The sequence below is a fragment of the Microvirga tunisiensis genome, assembly GCF_009296175.1.
Taxonomy (GTDB): domain Bacteria; phylum Pseudomonadota; class Alphaproteobacteria; order Rhizobiales; family Beijerinckiaceae; genus Microvirga; species Microvirga tunisiensis.
In genome coordinates this window covers 1-1112 of the sequence record NZ_VOSK01000821.1, presented here as the reverse complement: position 1 = coordinate 1112, position 1112 = coordinate 1, and the positions used below count along the sequence as shown (strand labels likewise).

Genomic DNA, 1112 nt, shown 5'->3' with positions numbered 1-1112 from the left:
TGCGGATGAAGGGAGTGCATCACGTCCTCCTGCGGTGAGAAGCTCGGCGTCGCAGGCCGTCAAAGCGCCAAGTGTACTCCTCAATGGCGTAACGCACCCGATCCCAACAACGTTCCGCTACCAAACATTTAGTACTACAGCCGGGCCTTGCGTCGGTGTCGGGTGCGTTTGCGCCAGTGGCATTCTCGCGCCCGCTGCTGATGACGCCGACGCCAGACGGACCAATGCTCGACGGCCTTAACCGAAGGCGGCCGCTCCCACACCAGATGCCAGAGCAAGCGGCGCACTTCCGGCACCGTGAGCGGCAACAGCCCCGCGGCCTGCCCGACGGGGGCCTCTCCCCCCGATGGCGTGCCGGCGCACGACGGTGAGATAGGGTAAGCGGTGTTCTGAACCCACCTTACGTTCGCATGTCTGAGGGGCGAGACTGACGATCTCTGCTTGGGGATCGTTTTGTATCGATGGTTGACCATATGCTTGAGCCGCCCCGACCCGTGCGGCGCCTGGAAGTGATCACAGGAGCCGGCGGACGCCGGCGCTGGCCGACGGATGAGAAGGCGCGGATCGTGGAAGAGACGATGCAGCCGGGTGTGACGGTGACCGAAGTGGCCCGCCGCCATGGTCTCGCGCCCAGCGTCGTCTTCACCTGGCGCCGGCTGGCCCGCGAAGGGCGACTTGGCGACGCCGGTCCGAGCTTCATGCCGGTCGAGATCACACCCGTCCCAGCCCAGGCCCCGTCGGCTGCATCACCACCGCGGCGCATCGGATTGATCGAGATCGTCCTGGGCCGCGGGCGCTGCATTCGCGTGGACCGCGACGTCGATGCCGAGGCGCTGCGGCGGGTGCTGCAGGTGATGGAGAGCCTGGCATGATCCCGGTGCCGACCGGTGTGCGCGTGTGGCTCGCCACCGGCCACACCGACATGCGCAAAGGCTTCGGCGGCCTCTCCCTGCTGGTGCAGGAGACGCTCAAGCGCGATCCGCATTTATGCGTCGTGAGAGATTATGTGGCGGCGGGATCGCTGACGGTGGAGTTCCAGCGCTTTGCGGTTCCTGGCCGCTACATAATTATAGGCTCTCGAGCAGTTGAAGCACCGCGTCCTTTGCCTTGAA

At 65.6% G+C, this 1112-nt stretch carries 2 protein-coding genes; both read left to right on the top strand.

Annotation, left to right across the window (positions count from 1 at the left end):
* The first annotated feature begins 461 nt into the window (after window positions 1-461).
* Window positions 462-872: an IS66-like element accessory protein TnpA gene (gene tnpA, locus FS320_RS43870; protein WP_152718716.1), complete on the top strand. Its 411-nt coding sequence runs from the start codon at window positions 462-464 to the stop codon at window positions 870-872.
* Complete coding sequence (tnpB, locus tag FS320_RS43865) at window positions 869-1111, top strand: IS66 family insertion sequence element accessory protein TnpB (protein WP_152718715.1); 243 nt, start codon at window positions 869-871, stop codon at window positions 1109-1111. The genes tnpA and tnpB overlap by 4 nt, the downstream gene beginning before the upstream one ends.
* Window position 1112: the final 1 nt, after the last annotated feature.